This is a genomic window from Streptomyces viridifaciens, assembly GCF_001888885.2.
GTDB lineage: Bacteria > Actinomycetota > Actinomycetes > Streptomycetales > Streptomycetaceae > Kitasatospora > Kitasatospora aureofaciens.
The window spans coordinates 846,544-865,453 of record NZ_CP090840.1; the positions used below are offsets into that span (position 1 = coordinate 846,544).

Sequence of the window (18,910 nt, forward strand, 5' to 3'; positions counted from 1 at the left end):
GGTGCGTCGTTCGGCCGCGGAACGGGGTGGAGTGGTGTCGATGGGGTCGAGGCCAGGGGTAGAGGTCCCGCAGGTGACACGGCAGGTGGCCCTCGCTGCCTTCCCCAAAGGCTGTCTGGCGATGAGGGTCCGGGACGAGCTCGGCCCGCTATTCGAAGACGAGGAGTTCAGGTCCGCCTTCGGTGTCCGAGGCCGTCCTGGTGTCTCGCCGGGACAGTTGGCGTTGGTCTGCGTCCTGCAGTTCGCTGAGAACCTGACCGACCGCCAGGCCGCGCACGCCACACGCGCAAGGATCGACTGGAAGTATCTCCTCGGCGTCGAGCTGTCGGACCCGGGGTTCGACTTCACCGTGCTGACCGGGTTCCGCGACCGGATCCTGGCGTACGGGTTGGAGGAGAAGGTCCTGGACCTGCTACTGCAGCGACTGATGGAGCTGGGACTGGTCGCCCCTGGCGGTCGACAGCGCACCGACTCCACGCATGTCCTGGCCGCAGTACGGGACTTGAACCGTTTGGAGTTCGTTGGAGAGACACTGCGGGCGGCTTTGGAGGCGATCGCGGTCGCCGCGCCGGCGTGGCTGAGGACGTGGATGGACCCGTCCTGGCAGCAACGCTATCGGGCGCGGGTGGACGCCTACCGATTGCCCAGCGCCCAGGACGAGCGGGACGAGCTGGCGCGACAGATCGCCACCGACGGATACCGACTGCTCGAAACGGTCTTCACACCCACGGCGCCGCGCTGGCTGCGGGACGTCCCCGCCGTCGCCGTCCTGCGGACGGTGTGGATGCAGCAGTTCAGCCGCACGGTGACCGACGGAGCCCAGGAGGTGGCCTGGCGGGGGAAAGGCGATTGCCCGCCCAGCAGTGCCAGGATCACCTCCCCCTATGACGTCGACTCCCGCTATGCCATGAAGCGCGGGTCCGGCTGGGACGGCTACAAGGTCCACCTCAGCGAGACCTGCGACGACCCCGGTGAGGTCGGGCGCCCGCACATGATCACCCACGTTCTCACCACCGATGCCACGGTCCACGACGCGGTGGTCGTCGAGCAGATCCACGATCGCCTCGACGACAAAGGCCTGCTGCCGTCCGAGCACCTTCTGGACTCCGGCTACGTCTCCGCCGAACTGCTGCTGACCTCACCGGTTGAACGCGGTGTCGAAGTCATTGGTCCGGTGAGACCGAACAGCACACGCCAGGCCGTCCAGGCCGCCGGCTACGGCAAAACGTCCTTCAGCATCGACTGGGACGCGCGGCAGGCGACCTGCCCGAACGGCGCCAACAGCAGGTACTGGACCGAGGGTTACGACAACAACGGTCGTCCGGCCGTCCGGATCCGCTTCGCCACCCAGACATGCGCGCCGTGTCCGGTCCGCGACCAGTGCACCCGCTCGACCCAGTACGGCCGACAGCTCACCGTCCGCCCCCAGGACCAAGACGTCCTCCTCGAACGCGTCCGGGCCGAACAGGCCACCGAGGACTGGAAGGGCCGCTACGCGGCCCGCGCAGGAGTGGAAGGAACCATTCACCAGGCCGTCGCTACCACCGGAGCCCGCCGCACCCGCTACACCAGCCTGGCGAAGACGCACCTGGCCCACATCTTCATGGCCACCGCCATCAACCTGATCCGACTCGACGCCTGGTGGAACGGAAGTCCACTCGCACCGACGCGCACTTCCCATCTCGCAGCCCTCGACCTCGCCGCGTGAGATCAATTGGGCAACAGGGTCATGAATGTGGCAGCGGCCATCGGCGGTGGCGGGCCCGTTCGCCCGGCGGGCCGACCGCTGGCCAGCCGGCAGCGGACCCGCCGGGGCAGCGCGCCCGGCCTCGACCCCGGACGTGGTCCGCGGCAGCCCAGCTCACTCCTCCGGTGACGGCGCCGCGCAGGCGTCGGCGATAGCCCGCGTGTCCCAGTAGAACGGGCGGACCTCCGTGATCCGCCCGCCCTTGACCGTGATCGTCTGCAGAACCGGGAAGTTGAGCACTCGGCCGGTCGCACGAGCGCGGGCGCGGACCTGCGTGAGCACGACCGCGGTCTCACCGGTGGCGAGGAACTCCTGCTCCACCATGTCGAAGGACTCCCACACCTGCCCCATCGTGAGGAAGAACCGCGTCATGCCCGCGTGCCCGCGCCAGATGCCCCCGTAGGGCAGTGCAGCTGCTTGGTGCAGCTCGACGTCCGGAGCGAAGAAGGGGGCGAGCAGGTCGAACGACGCCTCGCCGGGGCCTCCGGCCGCGAAGTACTGCGCCTCCGCCGCGTACATGCCGGTGAGAACTCGCACTGATTCCGTAGCGGATGACCTCGTCATGCCGCCAGCATGGGTGCCGCAGCCGAAACCCGCTGGCGGCAATCCGACATCGAGCTCCTCGCCGCCACGCTCAACCGCACCGGCCAGCCCGCCTGATCACACCCGGCGGCCATTCGCCGGGGAGGGCGTGCAGTACGCGGTCCTCCCACCACGGGTCATCCACCTTCTCGGCACGGACCCGCTCGCACCCGCTCGCACTGCGGGCACTCCAACCGTTCCGGACCGGCCATCTCCCGCAGCTCCAGCGTCGAGCCTCCCTTTCCGCCGATCGAGCCCCGGCACGGCCAGTACGGGCGCAGCGCCGCGTTCACCGCCCGGTGCGCTCATGGGGGCCTGAACGTCTTCGCGAGTTGCTCCGAGCAGCGACGGGCGGGCCCCGCAGGCGGGCCCGCCGGTCGCTGTTCAGGGGTGGGCGCGCAGGGCTTGCGTGAACCGACGTGCCCGCGTTCTGCGACGACCTGGTCAAGGACTCTCCCGCCCACGCGGACGTCTACCGGGAGTCCCCGCCCGCCCCCGGCCGCCCGGTCACGGGGTGAAGGTCAGCTTCGGCCGCGGCTTGAGGCTCGTCAGACACAGCAGGTACTTGTCGCTCCCCCGCTTGTACGTGAAGTAGCTGTCGGCGTCGGGGTACTTGCGGCACTCCGCTTCACCGTCGGTGGTGTCGTCGGCCCGGCCCACGACGCGGGCGTCAGCCTGCGGGTCGGAGCAGGGGACCACCTTGACGTCCGGGTTGTTGTCGTTCAGGCCGGACATGGCGAGCGGGCTGCTGTTGTGGACGCAGTCGCCGGCCTTGGCGAACTCGGGGTCGTCCTTCAACAGGGTGAAGAGCAGCGCGATCAGGACCGCCGGGATCAGCAGGCCGACGATCGTGGGCCGCAGGTAGACCGGTTTGCCGGTGTCCATCGGCGTGCCGGGGGCTCCGGGCAGCGGCTCCGCCAGCTTGTTGATCTTCAACCGCTGCGGGATGTTGAACAGCATGACGATCGGGTTGACGATCATCGACGGAATGCCCCACCAGCCCTGCCAGAGGGTGTCGGAGGTCATCTCCCGGTGGGTGGCGATGCCGCAGGTGCGGCAGAACGGACCTCGTCGCTTGAGGTAGCGCATGACGATGACGAAGCCCTGGTGGCCGCGGATGGTGGCGTCCACAGCCGGGACGGAGCCGCAGACGGCGCAGGTGAGGTGCCCCTCGCCGTACCCGGGCGCTCCCTGGACCGGGGCCGCGGAGGCGGTCTCCGTGGGCGCGGTGGCGTCGGGCAGCTCGGCAGACTGAGTGGAAATGGTGAATCCCCCGTGGTGGTCAAGAAAGTGTGTTCGGAAACCTACCGCCCTGCGAACACCGAGAACGGGCCATGGGCCTCCCAAGGGCCGGAAGGTCACCGAACCGTGATCATGGGGACAGCCTCCGGGCGGCCCGGATCCCGGACCCGCCCCGTCCGGGCGACGGCCCGGGGTCAGGACTCGGCAGGGTGGCCGGCCGTGGGCGTGCGTCGGATCGCGATGATCGCCGCGTCGTCGCCGAGGCGCCCCCCGCAGTGGGAGAGGAGGTCCCGGCGCAGGTGGGCCACCAACGCCTCGGGGGCACAGGTCGCCCAGCGGGCGGTGCGCTCGGCCAGTGGGTAGAAGACTCCGTCGCGGTCGCGTGCCTCGGTCACACCGTCCGTGTAGAGCAGCAGGGTGTCGTCGCTGCGGAAGGGGGTGGTCCGGCTTCGGTGCGCGTCCGGGGCCGCGACCGGGACGCCCAGGGGCGGTGCCGCCTCGGTGTCCTCCAGCACCCTGACACGGCCCTGCCGCAGCAGGAGCGGTGGGGGGTGGCCGCAGTTCGTCAGGCTGACGACCGGCTCGTCATCGGGAATGTCCAGGAGCAGTGCGGTGATGAAGTGCTCGCCGGTCTCGTCGCCGCTGTCGGCGAAGTCGACCAGGTAGCGTTCCACGTGCCGGTGCAGGGTGCGGGCGAGGTCGGCCAGGTCGCGGTGGCGCGCTGCGACCAGCCGGAACGCGCTCAACAGCAGCGCTGCCTCGCCGACGGCGGCCAGGCCCTTGCCGCGCACGTCGCCGATCAGGACCCGGGTCCCGTCGTCGGTGCGGGTGGCGGTGTACAGATCGCCGCCGATGTGGGTCTCGTCCTCGGCCGCGAGGTACGTCGTGGCGAGTTCCAGAGGGCCGATCCGGTCGGGCAGCGGTCGCAGGAGAGCGCGCTGCGCGGCCTCAGAGACCGACTGCGCCCGTACGAGCTGGCGGTTGCGGTGTTCGCGCACCAGCGTGAAGACGACGATCAGCGCCGAGAGGACGGTGAGTGCGGCGATCTGCGCGAGGTGGTTGCTGGTGGTCAACCCGCCGTGCAGGACCGCGATGAACACCTGCGCTGCCACCGCGAGTGCCCCGATCGCCGCTGTGGCCCTGGGTCCGGCGAAGGACGGCGTGAGCGCCGGAGCGATCACCAGCAGCGGGCCGAGGTGGATGTCCTTGGAGGAGTGGATGTCGACCACGGTGATCAGCACGATCAGGGCGACCGGGATCAGCACCAGCATCCGATTCCGCCGCCCGAGCCTCTCGTCGTCAGCCCGACGCACCCCGACACCCATCCCCCAACTGTGCGCCGGACCGGCTCCAGCCGCACACCCTGTCCGCCCGTCGAGGGGTGACCGGTCACCGCACGACGCCGTTCGCAGCCATGCGCAAGCTTCGACGGAGGGCTCCTCCGGACCCCGCCCGGGCCACGAGCAGGACGCGCCCGTCATGGTCGATCACGGCGGCGGCGCGGGCGGCGGGCCGACTTCCTGTGCTCGTCCCCGCTGGGCACCCCGCTCGAATTCGGTTGCTTCACCGGTGTGTCCTGCGCCGATACTGCCGCATGACCAGAATCGCGCAGGTCCTCGTGCTGGCTCCGTGGGATGAGGAGGCGATGGCGCCGCTGTGTCGGCCGGATGCCTCGCGTAGTTGGTACGGGTGCTTCGTGCCGCTGCCCACGTTCACTGAGGCCTGGGCGGCCGAGTTCGACCGGATGGGGCAGCGGACGGGGTTGCTGCGCCACTTGGAGTCGCTGCCGTGGAAGGCGCCGGAGAGTGTTCAGGTGTTGATCCCTGACGAGGAGGACGACTGCTTCGGGTTGTGGATGATGCGGGACGGGCGGTTGACCGAGATTCCCGTCCCGGGGCATCGGCGGCTCCATCCGCTGGCGCCCTCTACCGAGTTCGTGCCCGCCCCCGGGCTGCTGTGGCGCGCTGCGACACCGGTGCCGGCGGGGTTCTCCGAGGAGCGGAGGGATCCGCGGCCGGCCTGGTAGGGCATCAATGTCAGTGGGGCCTGCTCTACTTCCCGTGACGCACGAGACGCGCAGGGGAGGGCAGGACGATGGGTGTGATGACCGACTATTTCCGCGCGGCGGACGCGGCTGTGGTCCGGCGGGTGCTGGAGGCGGCCGACGGGGGATCGCCGCTCCTCGGGCCGCAGCGGGCGTTGGACGGGGTCGAGGCCAAGGGGCTGGATCCGACCGTCGTCCTCGGGCAGCTGGTGGCCGCTGTCCGCCAAGTGCCGTGGGCCGTCGACCTCGTGGGCGACACGCCGGTCTGGCCGGCCACGCCACCTCCCGGCCGGGACGGGCCCGAGGACGAGGACGACCCCTGGCTGACGGGCCCGTGGGTGTTCGAACTCGACGCCGGCACCCGCGACACGCTCGCCGCGATACCGGATGAGGACATTCCGGCGGTCGCCGCCCGCTGGGCGCGGGCGGAGGAGTTGCACGGGGCCTCCGCCGAGAGCCTGTGTCCGGTGGTCGGGGATCTGGCCGGGCTCGCGCGGCGTGCCCGGGTGGCCGGCGACCTGCTGTACTGCTGGACGTGTCTCTGAACCGGTGGATCCGGGGCCACCTGTTCGGTCGCCCAAGCCGTCACCGTCACGCGGGTCGTTGTTCGGCGACCCGGCATCAGCGGCCGTGCCGGCTACCGCCGCTTGCACGTCGGAGGAGCCTCACACGAATGTTCGGCGCGCCGCTCGTCGTGTCACCCGGGCGGCGCGTCAGGTCGTACTCCCGCCGGACCCGTTCGGACGCGGGTGCGGCACGTCTGCTCGCACTCGTCGATCCCGTCGGCTTCAGTGATCTCGTCATTCCGGCCGTTCCACGGTCGTCCCGGCGGGCCGGGCGGCCTGTGCCGGACGCCGAGTTCCCCTGGGAGGTTCAGTGAGATCGTCAAGGTGGTGTGTCGGCTTCGCCGCTGCGGTCGGCCTGGTCGGTTCCGTGGTCATGGGCCCATCCGTGTCGTCGGCCGCGCCCGCGGTCGAGGACGGCGCTCGTCGAGCGGGCGCCTTCGGGCAGGTCGGGTCGGGCGTGCCGGCGCCCGGGCCGGTGGGGTTGCCCGTACAGCGGGGGGACGAGGACGGCGATCACGGTCCGCGTGCGTGCAAGGGACTGGTGCCGTATCCCATCCCCGAGGAATTCCGCCCGTACTACTACTGCGGCGACTGGCGGCTGGGCCCCAAGCGGCTGCCGACCCGTGGGCTGCTGGGCAACATCCTTGAGGGCTACGACCGGCTCGGCGGGCTGACCGCCGTGGAGTTCCTGAACAGGTGGTGGGACCCCTCCCTGGATTCGGGCGAGGGCGACTGGAAGTACCCGAACGACGACGGCTTCGAGCACGACTCGATGGGCGGCGTGCTCGCAGCGCCGTTGCTGCTCCAGGCGGGCCAGAACCTGATGGTCGACCGGTTCGGCAACGAATCGGGCCGGTTCTTCTCCCCGGCGGGCACGAAGTACGGCCAGCGGGCGATCCCGCCGTCGAGCCTCAACACCATCGACCCCCGCTACCCGTACGACTACAACCTGTACCGGGTGGCGAAGGACGTCACCGTGTGTGCGGGGCCGGCCGCCCCGGCGTTCGAGCAACCGGGCGGGGCCATCCAGTACGTGGCGTCGAGCAGGTTCTGCCCGAGCATCCCCTTCGCCACCGTCGCCACGCTGGTGAACAACGGCACCCTGGTGAGGGTGAAGACCACGCCGGTGGACGAGGACGAGGCACAGATGGAGCGGGAGTCCGCGCCGGTGGCGGGGAAAGCCACCTCGCGATGACGTCGTGACGCCGAGGCCCGGCCCTCAGGGGCCGGGCCCCCGGTGTTTTGCCGGCGGGAGGGAGACTGGCTTCATGGACCGGTTCCAACTGCGCCGGGCCCTTCGAGCGGCCGGGGTCCCGCAGCCGTACTACGAGATCCCCGGTTGTCCCGGCGGCCCTCAGCGGGCCGACCGCTACTTCCTCGAAGAACGCGCCGGCGTGTGGGTCGTGGGAGTCCATGAGCGCGGCGAGCGAGCGGTGCTCGAGCGGTTCACGGACGAGGACCGTGCGTGCCGATGGCTCTACGACCGCCTGACCGACGGGGGACCGGCCCCCGTCCCGGCCACGCCGGAGGAGATGGACGCGCTCCTGCACGACAGCGACGGAATCCAGCGGCGGGCCCGCGAGCAGTTCGAGCGGGCCCTTGCCGAGGCCCGCCGCCGGACCCTCCAGGAGCCGGCCGCTGCCGACGGTCCCGCCGAGCCACCGCCCTCGCCGTGACCGCGGGAGGACGACTGACCGGCCACACCCGGACCGCGCGCCGGTGGCGCGCCCGCGGCGTGTGCGCGGCGGGTGCGCGGACGGACCCGGGGAGGCCCAGGGCGGACGGGCAGGGGCCGTCATGCCCAGGCCCCTGCCGCCGCGATGGGCGTCAACAGTTGATGTAGCGCATGCTGAGGCTGGTGAAGTGGCTGTTCGAGGGGGCGAGGAGGGTGATGGAGCGGGACTTGCCCTTTCCACCGGCCCAGTCGCTGTCGACGTGGCCGCCGTTGGAGAGGTCTCCGCGCACGTAGGGGCAGCGGCCGTCCGCCTTGGTGTCGTGCACCGTGCCGATGACCTTGGTGTCGTAGTTGCACCACTTCCCGTTCGCGTAGCCTTCGGCGGAGCTGATGCTCCAGTTGTTGGTGCACGAGTCGGCGCGCGGTGCGGCGTGGGCGCCGGCGGCCGGGAGGAACAGGGCGGCGAGGGCGAGAGCGGCGACGGCGGCTCCGGGAACGGCGAGACCGCGGCTGGACATGGTGGTACCTCCACAAGGGGTGCGGGGTGGACATCCGGCCGGGGCGTCGGGACGGCGCTCCGCAGCGCGGCCGACGGCCCGCTCCGGGCTGTCCACCGAGCGTCACGTACTCGAACTACTTCCGTCAACGCCCTTGCGGGGAAAGGGCATTGCCGCGCGCCCCCGGGACACCGGGACGGTGCGGGCGCCCCATCGGCACGTCCAGCACCACGGACGCGGGGCCGGTCGGTCGCTCTGGTGCACGTGGTGGGGTCTGGAGTTCGAGTATTCGGAGCACCGCCCCTGCCCGGCTCCTGGCGGGGCGGGGCAGGGACGGGACGACGTCCGGCCGGTCCCGGCGGGGTCGGCCGCGGCCCAACCGTAGCGAGCGCGCACCTGCTCCTTCTCCGTCTCCCCGCCCCGACCCGGTAGGCGGCTTCCAGGAGGTTGCTCATCGACGTGCCCCGGGAACGGCACGGTGCGCAAGTGCCCTGGCCGGCCCGACTGGTGAGGCCACCGACCGGACGGCTGAGCCCATCGCCGTTTCCGCCCCCCCTCGGGCCGTTGGCGGCGGTCGGCGCGCCGCGGGGAACGTCGGCCGACGCGGTGCGGGTCAGGGCGCGCGAGGGGTTCTTCGCTGCTCGGGGACGACGCCGGCGCCGGTCAGCGGTGGCTGACGATGACGGACACACCCCACCCGATCGCGGCGAGGACCACCGCGAAGCACACCGCGGCGACGAGGTAGCCGATCGGTCCGGCGGCCGGAGGCGTGGCGGCGGCCCTGTCCGTGCGGGCCGGCGGGTTGAGGGCGCGCACGCCGATGGCGAACAGCGCGGGCAGCCCGGCGCCGACCAGCACTCCCACCACGATGATCTTCCACAGCGCGTCGAGGTTGATCCAGGAGTTCACGGGCCGCTCCTGCGCGCGGCGCGCGGGACGACCGAACCCGTCCACGCGGCGTTGACGTTCTCCGGGGTGACGGCCGGGTGGCGGGAAGCGGCGTAGAAGGCGATCGCGGCCAGCACCAGCACGACGTCGATCGCCACCACCCCCGCGGTCCCCCCGATCCCGTCGGCGCCCCAGTAGGCGAGCGCGCCGACCACCGCCGCGGCGGGAAGGGTGAGCAGCCAGGCGACCACCATCCGGTTGGCGATCTGCCAGCGCACCACCGCGCCCTTCCGGCCCACCCCCGCACCGAGGATCGACCCGGTGGCCACGTGCGTGGTGGAGAGCGAGTAGCCGAAGTCGGTCGAGGAGAGGATCACCGCGGCCGACGCCGACTCGCTGGCCATCCCCTGCGGCGCGTCGATCTCCACCAGTCCCTTGCCCAGCGCGCGGATGACGCGCCAGCCGCCGATGTAGGTGCCGAGGGCGATCGCCCCCGCGCAGGAGGCGATCACCCAGGTCGGTGACTTCGCTCCGGCGGACAGCGTGCCGTTGGCGATCAGCGCCAGGGTGATCACGCCCATGGTCTTCTGTGCGTCGTTCGTGCCGTGGGCGAGCGAGACCATGCAGGCGGAGCCGATCTGGCCGAGCCGGAAGCCGTGCCGTTGCGAGTCCTCGGACACGCCGCGGGTGAGGCGGTAGACCAGGTAGGTGCCGAGCGCGGCGACCACGCCGGCGATGACCGGCGACAGGGCGGCGGGCACGATCACTTTGGAGACCAGCCCCTGCCACTTGACCGCGGAGCCGCCCGCCGCCGCCATCGTCGCCCCGACCACACCTCCGATCAGCGCGTGGGAGGAGCTGGAGGGGATTCCGAGGAACCAGGTCGTCAGGTTCCACAGGATGCTTCCGGTCAGTCCCGCCATGACGACCGTCAGGGTCACGTCGTGGCTGTTCACCAGGCCACCGGCGATGGTCGCGGCGACCGCCGTCGACAGGAAGGCACCGACCAGGTTCAGCAACGCCGACACGGCGACCGCGAGACGCGGCCGGAGGGCGCCGGTGACGATGGAGGTCGCCATGGCGTTGCCGGTGTCGTGGAACCCGTTGGTGAAGTCGAAACCCAGCCCGGTCGTGATCACCAGTGCCAGGACCACGTCATTGCCGGTCACGGTAGGAACCTAACCGGCCGCCCGGCCCGCGCCGGTGCACGACACTCCCCGGCCGTTCTCCCCGCTGCCGAGCGGGGAGGTCCAGGATGCCGGTGGCCTGGAGGGACGCGCGGCCCAGGAGGGGGAGCCGGTCGGAAAACGGCACGAGGGCCCGGGCCGCGCGGTTGCGCGGGCCCGGGCCCTGGTGGGTTGCCACGGTGGCCCCTGTCCGGCCCCGGGGCACGGGGGGAGCCGGAGGTCGGCTCAGTACCAGTGGTGGTTCTGCCAGAAGGCCCACGCGGCGTTGGGGCTGCCGTAGCGGGTGTTCATGTAGTCCAGCGTCCACTTGATCTGGGTGGCGGGGTTGGTCTTCCAGTCGGCGCCGGCGGAGGCCATCTTGGAGGCCGGCAGGGCCTGGCCCAGTCCGTAGGAGCCCGAGCTCGGGTTCGTCGCGGTCACGTTCCAGCCGGACTCGTGGGAGACGATCTGGCTGAACGAGGCCAGCTGGTCCGCGGGGACGATCCGGGCGGCGACGGCCTGCGGGGAGGCGTCCGCGGCCGAGGCCACGGCGGGGACCACGGCGGCACCCAGGGCGGTCACACCGGCGGCGCCGGCCAGGATCGCGGCGGAGGTACGCATACGGAGCTTGAAAGCGGGCATGTAGAGCAAGACCTCAATCGGGTTGGGCCGCGCTCACGCCCCGCCTCGACCGTGGCCGGACAGGGGCCGAACAGTCGCGGGGCGTGAGTCGGCGGTTAGCCGCATCCGGCGGGACAGGAGCCGGTGTGGCTGACGACGAATGCCAAGCTGCCAGACCGCAACCGCCCCCGCCAAGACCCCCTTGCTACGACCCGCGGTCGTAGCCGCCGTGGCCGCATCGGTTTGGGGGAAGCGGCCACCCGTAACGCGCCCACCCTTCCGACCCGGGAAAACACCTTCCCAGCACGGTCCACATGGGCTTAAAAGAGAACAAAACGGACACCACTATCCGGCATCGTGTCTCACATTCCGATGTGAGGGCACTCACCCCGCGAAGCCTGCCGGCATCACCCACGCCTCCCCCGCCGTCACACTGGGTCAACACGGTAGTGGTGGCAGGTCCGCTCACCCACCTGTGGTCAGAATCGCCCTGATGGTGTCTTTCAAGGCCCGGGGCCAGTTCGGTGCGGCGGCTTGAGCGGAGATCCATCTGCTGTCGCTGCGCTTCAACCGGCTTACGGCGGACATGAGGATGTCGTCGTCGAAGATCCACGGCTGCTCCTCATAGCTGAGCCTGCCGTGGAGATGCTCGAGTTACCGGTCAGTCTTAATCGAGTGCGGACGTCCCAGTCCCGGTGATACAAGTTCCACGTGACTGAACATCTCCACTTCTCCACCCTGCTGCGGATGATTGACGAGCGGTCCGCCGCGTTCCGCGCCGCCGTCGCGGAGGCCCCCAGCCTCGACGCCGACGTCCCGTCCTGCCCGGGGTGGACGCTGTACGACCTCGCGAACCACCTCAGTGAGGGTGACCGCTTCTGGGCCTACATCGTGCTGAACACCGCGCCGGGCGACGAGCGGCCGAGCAAGGACGGGCTGGCGGCGCCCAAGGAGCGCGAGGCCCTCATAACCTGGCTGGCCGACTCGACGGAGCAGCTGCTCACCGCTCTGCGCGAGGCCGGCCCGGACCGGGGCTGCTGGGCCTGGTGGGAGCCGCTGGCCTCGCCGCACACGGTGGCCGCCGTGGCCCGCCGCCGCGTCCCGGAGTCGCTGATCCACACCTACGACGCCCAGCTGGCCTCCGGTACACCGCAGGAGCTGCCGACGACCGAGGCGGTCGACGCCATCGAGGAGTTCCTCGCCACCGTCTGCACCGTCACGGTCCCGTGGCCGGACGAGCCCGCCACCATGGACTACCACGCAGCCGAGGCCGGCTCCTGGCGCCAGACGGTGGACGCCGCCGGTTCCCGCTTCACCCGCCTCAGCGCGGCGGAGGCCGCCGAGAGCAAGCCCACCGCCGCCATCTACGGCACGGCGAGCGAGATGGCCCTGCTCATGTACATGCGCATCCCGGCCGAATCGCTGCGGATGGAGGGCGACGCCGACCTGCTCCAGCGGCTGCAGAACTGGGGCTGAGACCGGTCCCCTGGCTGCCCTTCTTTCACACGGGCCGTCGTCCCAGGACCGTCGTCCCAGGACTCCTTCACGGCCGGGCGCCGACGTCGATGCGCGGCGGGTCCAGCCACTGCTGCGACAGGCCGAGGTCGACGACGCTCTTCATCGGCTCGCCGTAGCTCTGGCCGGGCGCCTCGCTGGTGAGGAACCAGCACTCGAAGTGGTCGTCGAGCACGCCCCGGGTCGACGGCAGGTAGATGGTGAACAGCGGGTTCGAGGTGATCCCGAGGTCGTGAAGGGCCACGACCTGCGGGGCGTCGCCGAGGAGCAGCCGGGCCCGGGCGCGCTTGCCGAACGCGATGTCGGCCTCCCCCTCGAAGTAGATGGACGACTTCATCAGCATGCCGCGGAACGCACAGTAGTTCGCCGCCTTGACGCGCAGCGGCAGCGCCGTCGCGGGCGGGCGGTCGATCGAGATGAACGTCCCCAGCTGGCCGTCGACCTGGTACTCGCTGGACACCGTGGCGTCGGTGACCCGGAAGTCGAGGTTGGCCTGGTGCTTGGGCATCCCCCAGATGCCCTTCCCGCCCTTGACCGAGATCTCGCTGCTCACCGGAAGGTCCAGGACGTACTGCCCGGTGCCGAAGACGCCCCGCAGGAGCCCCGGGAGCAGCGGCGGCGCGGGCCGGTTGCCGTGGGTGCAGGCGAGCGCGATGGAGTACTCGATGTAACGGCCGATGTCGGTGCGCACGTAGTTGACGACCGTGATCATGAGCAGCCCGCGGCCGCCCGGGAGGGTCACCGGGTGGAGTTCGCCGCCGGGCAGCAGCCGGGCGGCCGCCGCTCGGTCGACGGTGAACGCGGCCATCAGACAGGGGGTGTCCGCCGAGTTGACCGGCATCTCGAACGGGATGCCGTCGACCAGCGCGTTGCGTCCGGCGAGCCGCCGCTGCCGCCTCGGGTACGGCGACGGCACGAGCGACAACCCCAGCCGGGCGAGGGACAGGATCGGCTTCATCGCCCGAGCTCCTTCAGGATCAGCGGGTAGGTGTCGGCCGCCGCGCGGCGGCCGAGGAAGACGTCGAGGTGGCCGTAGCCGGGCAGCAGGTGGAGGCTGTCGCGGCCGGGGCGGTGCCGTTGCAGGAAGTCGAAGGTGCGCTGCTGGCTCTCCGCCAGGAAGCACTGGTTCTGCTCGCCGGCGAGCAGGACGATCCGCGCGTCGGTGCTGGGCGCCCGGTCGACGACGGACCGCGGCAGGGTGGCGACGGGCTCCGTCCGCACCAGGTGGCCGGCCCGGATGCACCGGTTCATCTGCGCGAAGAACGTCATCGGGACGTCGGCGAACTCCCCGCGGATCCAGTCGTGCGTCCGCTCGTCGAGGTTCTCGTGGGACCACAGGGCCGGCCAGCCGGTGCCGTAGGTGAAACTGACCATCCGGCAGACCCTGTTCCCGCACTCCGGGTGGGTCGCGCGGACGAAGCCGACGATCAGCCGGGAGAGCGGGCCCTCCGGTTTGTCGCCCCAGCCGGGCGAGATGGCCGGCAGGGCACGGGCGATGAGCGGGGCCAGACGGCCGATCTTGAACCTGGACCAGCCGGGGACGACCGGGTGCAGCGACACCGCGTTGCTGACCACGGTGTCCACCTCGGGCAGGAGCCCGGCCGCCAGCGCCATCATGAACGAGGTCGAGCCCTGGCAGTGCACGACCGCCTTGAGCCGGTCCGCGCCGGTGGCCGCCAGCACGTGGGCCACCGCGGCGGGGTGGTCGTACGCGGCCGCCTGGTCGAGCGTCCAGGGCACCGGGTCGAGGTCGATCGAGGCGCGCCAGTTGAACAGCCAGACGTCCCAGCCGTCGTCGATCAGGGCGTCGACGAAGGTGCGCGGCAGCGGCGGGCGGAAGAGTTCGGCCCGGACCCCGGCGCCGTGCGCGACCAGCACCGGGCCCCGGGTGGGAGGGTGGCGGCCCTGGACGTGCACCAGGGTCAGCGGCCGGCCGTCGAGGGCGGTCAGCGGGCGGACCTCGGTGACGTGGTCGCGGCGCGTGGTCCGCCCGGCCGCCGTGGTGGGTGGTGGAACGGTGGTCATGGCGTCCTCGCGTTCCGCGCGATCACGACGGGGTCCTCGATCAGCCGTACGGTCGGCGGCGCGGCGGGCACCGGCCGCTTGCCGAGGGCCGGGTCGTCCTGCAGGTCCCATTCCCGGCAGATGCCGTCGAGCGCCAGGGGGTAGATCGTGATGTCGCCGTCCGGCGCGAGGTGCAGTCGCAGGAAGCCCTTGTGCTCCTCGATCGACTGGCCCGACATCTGCCAGTCGGTGGCCGCGCCGCTGCGCGCCGACAGGATCCAGAGCGCGAACGCCTCGGAGCCCAGCACCGCGCCCACCAGCGCGGCCAGCACCAGGCAGGCCATCAGCACCGCCCACCCGGACCAGGAGTCCGGGAACGGCACGCCCACGGCGACGGCGAGGACCGCCAGCGCCACCGCGACCTGCATCAGCAACGCGACCAGCGTCGTGGACGGCTTCGCCCGCACATGGGGGCGCAGCAGCCGGTAGAGCAGACGAAGCAGGAACAAGACCGCCACCGCACCGCAGAAACCGCCGACGAAACTGCCGAGGGCCCCACCGTCGGCGTGGCGCACGGCGTCGACGGGCTTGAGCACGCCCTGCGACAGGGCGAACAGGAAGCCCAGGAGCAGGAACAGCACGGCGTGCACGCCCGCTGTCAGCTCGGCGAAACCGGGGTTGCGGCGCGGCAGCCAGTACGGGGACCAGGGCCGTGCGAGGCGGCGCGCCATCCGGCGGGAGTCCGCGGCGTCGGGGTCGGTCGCCCGTGCGCGGTCGAACACCACCGGCGGGTCGTCCCTCTCCCGCAGCCGCGACCCGCTGGGCGGCAGCGGCAGCGCGGCGGGCAGCCGGTGCGTCGCCGAGAGGTACGCGCCGCCCAGGCCGCAGGTCACCATCTGGCGCCGCCGCGGGTCGGGCGGCAGGTGGCCGGTGGGCGCCGTGTCCTCGGGCAGCCGTTCGGCGTACCGGGCGTAGTGGTGCCGGTCGCCGGTCAGCCAGAGTCGGATCGACGCGCCGGTCGGGCGCTGCTCGCCGGTCTGCGGATCGGTCCTGGTCCGGACGTAGTTGCGGTCGAACCAGTGCAGCGCGTCGAAGGCGTCGGCCGACCTGTCGGCGCTCTTCACCCAGGTGGGCTCCGCGGAGCAGACGATCACGCCGTCCCCGGGTTCGAGGTTGGCCGACAGGTGTTTCTGGAAGTAGCGCAGCTGGGGGTCGTCGAAGTACTCCCCGAGCTGGCTGTCCAGGCCGATCAGCCACCACCGTTGCGGCAGCTGCACGACGAAGTAGCTGCGGCTCTGTGCGGTCTGCCAGCCGCCGATGGGCCGTTGCTGGGCGAAGATCCGCAGGAAGGCGGTGAGGCCGTCGTACCAGTCGTGGTTGCCCGGCAGCGCGACCAGCAGCGGATGGTCGTCGGCGGTCGGCAGGGCGGCGCGGTACGGGCCCTTCATCTTGTCCTCGTAGCCGCGCGCGGATGCCACCGGGTACACCTCGTCACCGCCGAGCACCAGCAGCGCGCCCCGGCTCGTCAGGCCGGGCGGCGCCGGACCGGGTGCGTCGACGGTGAGCTTCTCCGCCGCCAGCGTCCAGGCCACCGAGCTCGTCGCGTCGAAGCCGTCGCCGAGGTCGGCGACGAAGTCGATCCACAGCTCCTGCGCCCCGGGCTCGCACAGCGGGGCGTGCAGCGGACGCTCGGAGAGCGCGCCCTGGATCTCCCTCTTGTCCGCGTAGCCGGCGAAGACCGTGGCCAGGACAACCTTCACGGCCGTGCGGGCCAGCTCTCCCGGGGCCAGCCACCGGGTCTGCTCCTGCGGGGTGAAGCCGATCTCCTCGGCGTGCTTGCGGAGCTCGTGCGCCTTCATGTCGGCTCCTCGGTCAGACCGGCTGCCGGGCCCGGGCGAGCTGCGGGCCGTAGACGGCCCACAGCTCGCCGAGGAACAGCCGGCCGAAACGCTCCAGCGCCCGCGCGGGGTGCGGGCCCGCGGTGCGGAAGGTGGTCAGCTGGCGGACGAAGTCCCTGACCAGGATGTTGACGACCCCCGCGCCGAGCACCGGCGCGGCGGCGTCGCCGTCCGGGAGGACGTGCCCGGAGAGCAACCGGTAGTAGAGCGTCGAGGTGTCGCGCCACAGGTCGAAGCCGGGGTCGTCGTGCACGTCCTTGTGCCCGACCAGGGTCAGCGGGTTTCCGCCCGGATCGCGCAGGTGCAGCCGGTACGGCATCAGCCGCCGGCTCGGGTCGTCGCCGCGGGTGAACAGGTTGAACCATCCGCGCTCGACGGGCAGTCGGCCACCGAGCAGGTCGCAGTCGACGTAGCCGGCGGCGGTGGCCGGGTGATCCGGATCGACGACGAAGCGGTCCACGTCGGAGGCGGTGATGGTGAGCCGGAACATCAGCCGCTGGTGCCGGGAGCGGCCGAGCGCCCGCCCCTGCTCGGGGTCCTCGGTGTCGAGGGCGACGTAGCCCTTCATCTCCTCGGTGAAGGACAGGCTGGTCGCCCGCGGCCCGTCGGCCTGCGGCTGCGGGTCGGAGGCCGACGCCACGGCACCGGCCGGCAGCGGCGCGGCGGCCGCGGTCGCGGGCACGGAGGACTCGTCGAGGATGTGCTCGCAGGCCCGGTCGGCGAAGGCGGCGATCGTCAGCGACGGGTTCGCTCCCACCGGCCCGGGCAGCGCCGAGCCGTCCAACACGTACAGCCCGGGAAAGCCGAACACCTCGCCGTAGGAGTCGCAGACGCCCTCGGCGGGGTGGCGGCCCATCGGAGCACCGCCCAGCGGGTGCACGGTGATCACCCGGTACGTCCACCACAGCGGGTTGTCGGCGAACTCGCCGCCGAGTGCCTCGGCCACCTCGCGCATGGTCGACCGGACGCGCTCGAAGTACCGCAGCGAGGTCTCCGCCGTCCAGTCGACCTCGAGGTAGTCCCCGGACAGGCTCAGCCGGCCGTCCGGCACGTCCCGGCCCATGCCGAGCAGCGGCAGCGCCGAGGCCGAGAACACGCCCGGGCCGAGCAGCAGGGCGAGTTGGCGGCTGACGTGGCTGTGCCGGGTACCGCCGAACCGGGACAGCAGCCGGTGCAGGCCGAACTCCACCGTCCGGCGGACCTCGCCCGGGACCTGCACCCCCTCGGCCAGCCAGTCCACGAAGCCCGGGTACCCCGCGTCCTCGACGTAGAAGCCGCGCCCCGAGGAGCCGTCCCCGTCAAGCTCGTCACCGACCCGGATGGCGCTGGTGATGACCGGGCCGGTGCTGCTGTCCAACCGGCGCGGACCGCGCCCGGCCGCGCCGTCGGTCGCGTTGAGCACCAGTCCCAGCAGGTCGCCGTTGCCGCTGAACCGGTTGCCCAGGGCCGGGCTGATGCCGCGCAGCCCGGCCCGGTTGCGCAGCAGCAGGTAGGTCGTTCCGAACGTGCCGGCCGCCAGCACCAGGCGCCTGCACCCGATCCGTTGCAGTGGGAGGCGGTCGATCGCTGTGGGATGGCCCTCGCGGGCGGGGTCGTGGACCACGTAGCGGACCTCCCAGCCGCCTCCGGGCCGGGGCGCGAAGCCGCGCACCTCGCAGCGGGTGCGCAGGTCGGCGCCGTGGTGCCGGGCGGCCGAGAGGTAGGTGTGGTCCAGGGTGTTCTTGGCGCCGAAGTTGCAGCCGACGTCGCACTCGCCGCACAGCCGGCAGGTGCTCCGGGGCAGGCCGTGGAGGTTGCCGTACTCGGGTTCGGGGATGGGGGCACCCGGGACGGGAGTGCCGGCCGGCCGGGGCGCGAAGGTGACGGCGAGCGGCGGCCGTTCGATCGGGACACCGAGCCGGTCGGCGGCCTCGTGCATCGCGAGGGTCTTCGGCGTGTCGTCGTACGGGTAGGGCGTTGCGCCGAGCATTTCCTCGACCGCGGTGTAGTGCGGATCGAGGTCGGCACGGCTGACCGGCCAGTTCTCGTAGCCGCCGCCGGGCAGCGGAGACTCCTTCACGAACCACTTCTCGTCCTTGCGCAGCAGCACGTTGGCGTAGATCAGCGAGCCGCCGCCCAGGCCGCTGGAGACCACCCCCTCCAGACCGCGGAAGGACCAGACGTCGAACAGGCCGTACAGACCCCGGCCCGGATCCCAGAAGTTGCGGGCCATCGCGGCCGGCGAGCGGGCGAAGCCGTTGGGCGGGTACGGCTTGCCGCGTTCCAGCACGACCACGGACCGGCCGCGCTCGGCGAAGCGGTAGGCGGCGACGGAGCCGCCGAAGCCCGAGCCGACCACGACGACGTCGACGTCATCCCCGGCACGGTCCCGGTCCGAGGAGCGGGTGGGCAGTCGTTCGTTCGACATCGGTGTTCCCCTTGTCGGGTCCTCAGGGGCATCGGCGCCACCGGGTGGCCCCGTTCCG

General features: G+C 71.8%; 17 protein-coding genes. 6 read left to right on the plus strand and 11 right to left on the minus strand.

Features of this window, described 5'->3' with window-relative positions; translation table 11 throughout:
- The first annotated feature begins 34 nt into the window (after positions 1–34).
- On the plus strand, positions 35–1,708 hold the full coding sequence (locus tag BOQ63_RS03895) for an IS1182 family transposase (RefSeq protein ID WP_072653816.1): 1,674 nt from the start codon (positions 35–37) through the stop codon (positions 1,706–1,708).
- A gap of 153 nt (positions 1,709–1,861) precedes the next feature.
- Here BOQ63_RS03895 and BOQ63_RS03900 read toward each other — a convergent pair whose 3' ends face one another.
- The 3 genes from BOQ63_RS03900 to BOQ63_RS03910 all read right to left on the minus strand — a co-directional run bounded on the left by BOQ63_RS03900 (position 1,862) and on the right by BOQ63_RS03910 (position 4,842).
- Positions 1,862–2,311, minus strand: coding sequence for a nuclear transport factor 2 family protein (locus BOQ63_RS03900; RefSeq protein WP_030556660.1), 450 nt, complete (start codon positions 2,309–2,311; stop codon positions 1,862–1,864).
- Between the two features lie 525 nt (positions 2,312–2,836).
- Positions 2,837–3,460, minus strand: a complete 624-nt coding sequence (locus BOQ63_RS03905; protein WP_050366170.1) for an LppU/SCO3897 family protein — start codon at positions 3,458–3,460, stop codon at positions 2,837–2,839.
- A 305-nt stretch (positions 3,461–3,765) separates the two neighbouring features.
- Positions 3,766–4,842 (minus strand): PP2C family protein-serine/threonine phosphatase, encoded by a 1,077-nt coding sequence (locus BOQ63_RS03910; protein WP_043388132.1) that lies wholly within the window; start codon positions 4,840–4,842, stop codon positions 3,766–3,768.
- A 323-nt stretch (positions 4,843–5,165) separates the two neighbouring features.
- Here BOQ63_RS03910 and BOQ63_RS03915 point away from each other — a divergent pair, with 323 nt between their 5' ends.
- From BOQ63_RS03915 to BOQ63_RS03930, 4 genes are all read left to right on the plus strand, one after another.
- Positions 5,166–5,597, plus strand: a complete 432-nt coding sequence (locus tag BOQ63_RS03915; RefSeq protein ID WP_072653389.1) for a hypothetical protein — start codon at positions 5,166–5,168, stop codon at positions 5,595–5,597.
- Between the two features lie 77 nt (positions 5,598–5,674).
- Entirely contained in the window at positions 5,675–6,160 is a 486-nt protein-coding gene (locus BOQ63_RS03920; protein WP_232543212.1) for a hypothetical protein, read from the plus strand.
- A 562-nt stretch (positions 6,161–6,722) separates the two neighbouring features.
- Entirely contained in the window at positions 6,723–7,376 is a 654-nt protein-coding gene (locus BOQ63_RS03925; protein WP_050366172.1) for a TNT domain-containing protein, read from the plus strand.
- A 73-nt stretch (positions 7,377–7,449) separates the two neighbouring features.
- Positions 7,450–7,857 carry a hypothetical protein gene (locus BOQ63_RS03930; RefSeq protein ID WP_072653390.1) on the plus strand — a complete coding sequence of 136 codons (408 nt, stop codon included), beginning with the start codon at positions 7,450–7,452 and terminating at the stop codon, positions 7,855–7,857.
- A gap of 151 nt (positions 7,858–8,008) precedes the next feature.
- On the opposite strand, the gene BOQ63_RS03935 is transcribed toward BOQ63_RS03930, so the two are convergent.
- The 4 genes from BOQ63_RS03935 to BOQ63_RS03950 all read right to left on the minus strand — a co-directional run bounded on the left by BOQ63_RS03935 (position 8,009) and on the right by BOQ63_RS03950 (position 11,049).
- Entirely contained in the window at positions 8,009–8,374 is a 366-nt protein-coding gene (locus BOQ63_RS03935; protein WP_030556673.1) for a hypothetical protein, read from the minus strand.
- Between the two features lie 642 nt (positions 8,375–9,016).
- A complete protein-coding gene (locus BOQ63_RS03940) occupies positions 9,017–9,262 on the minus strand; it encodes a hypothetical protein (RefSeq protein ID WP_030556675.1) in 246 nt (81 codons plus the stop codon).
- Positions 9,259–10,410 (minus strand): inorganic phosphate transporter, encoded by a 1,152-nt coding sequence (locus BOQ63_RS03945; RefSeq protein WP_072653391.1) that lies wholly within the window; start codon positions 10,408–10,410, stop codon positions 9,259–9,261. Before BOQ63_RS03945 ends, BOQ63_RS03940 begins: the two co-directional genes overlap by 4 nt.
- A 243-nt stretch (positions 10,411–10,653) precedes the next feature.
- Positions 10,654–11,049 (minus strand): aggregation-promoting factor C-terminal-like domain-containing protein, encoded by a 396-nt coding sequence (locus BOQ63_RS03950; RefSeq protein WP_046386667.1) that lies wholly within the window; start codon positions 11,047–11,049, stop codon positions 10,654–10,656.
- Between the two features lie 690 nt (positions 11,050–11,739).
- Between BOQ63_RS03950 and BOQ63_RS03955 the strand changes: the two genes are divergently transcribed.
- On the plus strand, positions 11,740–12,504 hold the full coding sequence (locus BOQ63_RS03955) for a maleylpyruvate isomerase family mycothiol-dependent enzyme (RefSeq protein WP_030555668.1): 765 nt from the start codon (positions 11,740–11,742) through the stop codon (positions 12,502–12,504).
- 67 nt (positions 12,505–12,571) lie between these two features.
- Here the strand turns inward: BOQ63_RS03955 and BOQ63_RS03960 are convergent, their stop codons facing one another.
- From BOQ63_RS03960 to BOQ63_RS03975, 4 genes are read right to left on the minus strand one after another with little or no spacing between them, the layout of a single operon-like run.
- Positions 12,572–13,501 carry an acetoacetate decarboxylase family protein gene (locus BOQ63_RS03960; protein ID WP_046386666.1) on the minus strand — a complete coding sequence of 310 codons (930 nt, stop codon included), beginning with the start codon at positions 13,499–13,501 and terminating at the stop codon, positions 12,572–12,574.
- Positions 13,498–14,568 (minus strand): alpha/beta fold hydrolase, encoded by a 1,071-nt coding sequence (locus tag BOQ63_RS03965; RefSeq protein ID WP_030555672.1) that lies wholly within the window; start codon positions 14,566–14,568, stop codon positions 13,498–13,500. The genes BOQ63_RS03960 and BOQ63_RS03965 overlap by 4 nt, the downstream gene beginning before the upstream one ends.
- Positions 14,565–16,406 carry a hypothetical protein gene (locus tag BOQ63_RS03970; RefSeq protein WP_072653392.1) on the minus strand — a complete coding sequence of 614 codons (1,842 nt, stop codon included), beginning with the start codon at positions 16,404–16,406 and terminating at the stop codon, positions 14,565–14,567. The genes BOQ63_RS03965 and BOQ63_RS03970 overlap by 4 nt, the downstream gene beginning before the upstream one ends.
- 13 nt (positions 16,407–16,419) lie before the next feature.
- A complete protein-coding gene (locus BOQ63_RS03975) occupies positions 16,420–18,852 on the minus strand; it encodes a GMC oxidoreductase (RefSeq protein ID WP_046386665.1) in 2,433 nt (810 codons plus the stop codon).
- Between the last annotated feature and the right edge of the window lie 58 nt (positions 18,853–18,910).

What these genes read in the sequence shown, in the direction of transcription:
- BOQ63_RS03900 (WP_030556660.1), bottom strand. Translation starts at nt 2,311, where the DNA reads ATGACGAGGTCATCCGCTACGGAATCAGTGCGAGTTCTCACCGGCATG.
- BOQ63_RS03910 (WP_043388132.1), bottom strand. Translation starts at nt 4,842, where the DNA reads ATGCTGGTGCTGATCCCGGTCGCCCTGATCGTGCTGATCACCGTGGTC.
- BOQ63_RS03915 (WP_072653389.1), top strand. Translation starts at nt 5,166, where the DNA reads ATGACCAGAATCGCGCAGGTCCTCGTGCTGGCTCCGTGGGATGAGGAG.
- BOQ63_RS03920 (WP_232543212.1), top strand. Translation starts at nt 5,675, where the DNA reads ATGACCGACTATTTCCGCGCGGCGGACGCGGCTGTGGTCCGGCGGGTG.
- BOQ63_RS03930 (WP_072653390.1), top strand. Translation starts at nt 7,450, where the DNA reads ATGGACCGGTTCCAACTGCGCCGGGCCCTTCGAGCGGCCGGGGTCCCG.
- BOQ63_RS03935 (WP_030556673.1), bottom strand. Translation starts at nt 8,374, where the DNA reads ATGTCCAGCCGCGGTCTCGCCGTTCCCGGAGCCGCCGTCGCCGCTCTC.
- BOQ63_RS03950 (WP_046386667.1), bottom strand. Translation starts at nt 11,049, where the DNA reads ATGCCCGCTTTCAAGCTCCGTATGCGTACCTCCGCCGCGATCCTGGCC.
- BOQ63_RS03960 (WP_046386666.1), bottom strand. Translation starts at nt 13,501, where the DNA reads ATGAAGCCGATCCTGTCCCTCGCCCGGCTGGGGTTGTCGCTCGTGCCG.
- BOQ63_RS03965 (WP_030555672.1), bottom strand. Translation starts at nt 14,568, where the DNA reads ATGACCACCGTTCCACCACCCACCACGGCGGCCGGGCGGACCACGCGC.
- BOQ63_RS03970 (WP_072653392.1), bottom strand. Translation starts at nt 16,406, where the DNA reads ATGAAGGCGCACGAGCTCCGCAAGCACGCCGAGGAGATCGGCTTCACC.
- BOQ63_RS03975 (WP_046386665.1), bottom strand. Translation starts at nt 18,852, where the DNA reads ATGTCGAACGAACGACTGCCCACCCGCTCCTCGGACCGGGACCGTGCC.